The 3,956-nt window shown below is 73.6% G+C and carries 3 protein-coding genes; 1 reads left to right on the plus strand and 2 read right to left on the minus strand.

The annotated features are described in order from the left end of the window. Nucleotides 1–764 (minus strand): methylenetetrahydrofolate reductase (locus tag NQ160_RS20010; RefSeq protein WP_257516860.1); only part of this gene is annotated, 764 nt, incomplete at its 3' end. 213 nt (nucleotides 765–977) lie between these two features. Here NQ160_RS20010 and NQ160_RS20015 point away from each other — a divergent pair. After that, on the plus strand, nucleotides 978–2,897 hold the full coding sequence (locus NQ160_RS20015; RefSeq protein ID WP_257516861.1) for a S9 family peptidase: 1,920 nt from the start codon (nucleotides 978–980) through the stop codon (nucleotides 2,895–2,897). Between the two features lie 127 nt (nucleotides 2,898–3,024). On the opposite strand, the gene hflX is transcribed toward NQ160_RS20015, so the two are convergent. Further along, nucleotides 3,025–3,956, minus strand: a 932-nt coding sequence (gene hflX, locus NQ160_RS20020) for a GTPase HflX (protein WP_257516862.1), incomplete at its 5' end; no start/stop codon positions are given.

The following is a 3,956-nucleotide window of genomic DNA, read 5'->3' on the forward strand; positions in this document are numbered from 1 at the left end:
GCCAGCTCTGCGGGCAGCTCCTCGCCCGTCAGCTCCAGCACCCGGCGGAGGCGCGCGGGCGAGGTGATGGGCATGATGCCGGGGAGGATCGGGATGTGGACGCCGGCGGCGCGTGCCCGCTCGACGAAGGCCAGATACACGTCGGGATGGAAGAACAGCTGGGTGATCGCGAGCGTGGCACCCGCGGCCTGCTTGGCCAGCAGCGCATCGAGGTGCTGGCCGGCATGCCGCGACCGGGGATGCCCCATCGGGAACGCTGCGACAGCGATCTGGGCGCGCTGGCGGGGCTGCACGCGGGCGGCGCCGGGAAGACCCGGGATCGCCGCCTCGGTGTAGGGGGCCCGCTCCGCCTGCACGCGATCGATCAGCTGCACCAGCTGCGCGGCGCTTTCGAGGTCGCCGAGGAAGGCCTCGTCTTCGCCGACACCCGCCGGCGGGTCGCCGCGGAGGGCGAGGAAGCTCGTGATGTCGGCATCGAGGAACTCCCGGATGAGTGCGGTCGCGCCGGCGTAGGTGTTTCCGACACAGGTGAGGTGCGCCAGTGGCTCGACCGACGTCGTCTGCCGGATGTGGCGCAGCACCGCGAGGGAGTCCCCGCCGGTCGACCCGCCGGCCCCGTAGGTGACCGAGAGGAAGCTCGGGCGTTGCTCGGCCAACATCCGGATCGTCTCGCGAAGCACCTCGGCTGCCGCCGGTGTGCGCGGCGGGTAGAGCTCGATGGAGAACGGCACCGCCGGTGCGCTCACCTCGGGCAGCAGGCTCATCTCGCCTCCTCAGGCGTCAGGGGGGCGCGGCCCATGCGGCCGCATCCACGCATCGTGTGCGTTTCTCGCGGGCGGGTGCCGGGCTCGGCTGTCGCTCCTGGCCTGCCCCCGTGCGGGGCGAGGCGACGATGGGCCAACGGTAACCAGGTCGCTCCGCCGGCTGCGGTCCTGTGACGATCCGTGCCGTTGTGTGTCCCCGCGTAACGTGGGGGCATGGTCGACGTCCTTCCCTACGGTTCCTGGCCCTCTCCCCTCTCGGCTGCGGAGGTCGCTGCGGCATCACCGCGGATCGAGGGGGCGGCCTTCGTCGGTGACGAGGTGTGGTGGGGCCAGACCGTGCCCGGTGAAGGCGGTCGCACCACCGTGCGTCGGCGCACTGCGGACGGTGCGGTCTCGGACGTGCTCCCCGGCCCCTGGAACGCGCGGTCCCGCGTGCACGAATACGGCGGCGGATCGTGGACGGCCTCGCCCGACGGCATCCTGTTCTTCGTCGAGAAGACCGACCAGCGGGTCTATGCGCTGCCCGCCGGTGGCGAGCCGACCCCGCTCACCCCGGACACCGGCGACGTGCGCTTCGGCGGGCTGAGGTGGCAGCACGGCACGCTCCTCGCCGTGCGCGAGGACCACACCCGCGGGCCGCGCCCGGTGCGGGACATCGTCGAGATCGCGACCGCGGGCGACGTGCGCGTCGTCCCGCTGGGGGGTGGCAGCGACTTCGTGGCCCAGCCGGCGCTCTCCCCCGACGGCCGTCACCTGGCCTGGGTCGCCTGGAACCACCCCGACATGCCGTGGGACCGCAGCCGGGTGATGGTGGCGAGGCGCGAGGCGGGCGGCACGGCGACGCCCACGTCGGTCACGTCCGGCACCGCGTCGGCCCTGCAGCCCGAGTGGCAGGATGCCACGACGCTCGTCTACGCCGACGACGTCACCGGACGGTGGAACCTGTGGCGCACGAACCCGGCAGCGGGCACGGCGCCCGAGCCGGTGTCGCCGGCAGACGCCGACACCGGTGGACCGCTGTGGGGCCTCGGCCAGCGCTGGTTCGCCGTGCTCGAAGACGCACGCATCGTCGCCGTCCAGACCAACGGCGACGACGAAGTGGACGTCATCGGCTCCGACGGCACCGCACGGCCGCTCGAGGTGCCCCCGACCGCGGGGGTGTCGGTCGAGGACGCGGCCGGGACGCGCGTGCTGCTCACCGGGGCGGGCGCGACCCTGCCGTCCGGGCTGTGGCTGGTCGACGTCGACCGTCCCTCGGGCGCGATCGCGATCGCCGGCGGCGAGTCCGCGTGGGACGCCGAGTGGATGCCGCAGCCCCGGACATTCACCGTCGACGGGCCACTGGGCCCGGTGCACGCCTATGACTACCCGCCGACGAGCCCCGTCGCCGAGGCGCCCGAGGGAGAACTCCCGCCGTACGTCGTGTTCGTGCACGGCGGCCCCACCGGTCAGGTGGCAGGAGCGGCATCCGGCAAGATCGCCTATCTCACGAGCCGCGGCATCGGCGTGCTCGATGTCAACTACGCCGGCTCGAGCGGGTACGGCCGCGCCTACCGCGAGCGCCTGCGCGGCCAGTGGGGCGTCGCGGATGTCGCCGACGTCGCCGCCGCCGCCGCGGGGCTCGCCGCCGAGGGCCGGGCCGATGCCGCGCGCCTCGCAATCGCGGGCGGCTCGGCCGGGGGGTGGACCGTGCTGTCCTCGCTGGTCGGCACCGATGTGTTCGCGGCCGGGATCTCACGCTACGGCGTAGGCGATGCCCGCTCGCTCGCGGAGGACACCCACGACTTCGAGGCCCGCTACCTCGACGGGCTCATCGGGCCCCTTCCCGAGGCGGAAGCGGTCTACGCGGAGCGCTCGCCCCTCAGCCATCCGGAGCGGTTCCGGGTGCCGGTGCTGCTGCTGCAGGGCGCCGAGGACGAGGTGGTGCCGCCGTCGCAGTCCGAGGCCGTCCGCGACGCCCTGGCATCACGCGGCGTGCCGCACGCGTACGTGCTGTACGAGGGCGAGGGGCACGGCTTCCGGCGCGGCGAGACGATCATCAACGCGCTCGAGTCCGAGCTGTCGTTCCTGGGGCAGGTGTTCGGCTTCGAAACCCCCGGGGTGCCCACCCTGGAGCTCTCCGTCGGCGACTGACACCGCCGGGCGCGGCGCGCGGGCTCGCGGCCGCGCACCGGCTCGGTCGACGCAGACGGCCCCACCCACGCTCGCAAGGGTGCCGGATGCGACGACCGAAGACAGGCACGCGCCCCGGCACCCGCGCTCACGCGTCGGTGCGGAACCGCTCCAGTTCAGCCGCCAGCCGCGGGGAGACGTGCGCGTGCAGCGCCGTGCCCTGCTCCTCGTGGGACTGGGCCAGGATGTGTCCGGTCTCGTGCGCCGCCGACACCAGATCGCCCCGGTCGTAGGGCACGAGCGCGTGCACTTCCACGGCGGGAAGCGGCAGCGCCGCCTCCACGGCCGCGCGCAGCTCGTCGATGCCCTCGCCGGTGCGCGACGACACGAAGAGCGCGTCGTGCTCCAGGCCCCGCAGCACCAGTCGGGTGTCCTCGTCGACGAGGTCGGCCTTGTTGAACACGACGATCTCGCGGATGTCCCGCGCTCCCACGTCGCCGATCACGTCCCTCACCGTCGCGAGCTGGCTCGCGGGGTCGGGGTGCGAGGCATCCACGACGTGCACGATGACGTCGGACCCGGCGACCTCTTCGAGCGTCGAACGGAACGCCTCGACGAGCTGGTGCGGCAGGTTGCGCACGAACCCCACGGTGTCGGTCAGGGTGTACACCCGGCCGTCCGTGGTCTCCGAGCGGCGCACTGTGGCATCCAGGGTCGCGAACAGCGCGTTCTCGACGAGCACACCGGCACTGGTGAGCCGGTTGAGCAGGCTGGACTTGCCGGCGTTGGTGTAGCCCGCGATGGCGACCGAGGGGATCGTGTGGCGCTTGCGCTCCGCGCGCTTGGCGTCGCGCGCGGGACCGAAGTCGCGGATCTGGCGGCGCAGCACCGCCATGCGCGTGCGGATGCGGCGGCGGTCCAGCTCGATCTTCGTCTCACCGGGGCCACGCGATCCCATGCCCGCGCCACCGGCGCCCACCTGGCCACCGGCCTGGCGGCTCATCGAGTCACCCCAGCCGCGCAGGCGCGGCAGCAGGTACTCGAGCTGGGCGAGCTCGACCTGCGCCTTGCCCTCGCGGC

This window comes from Microbacterium sp. zg.Y909 (assembly GCF_024626565.1).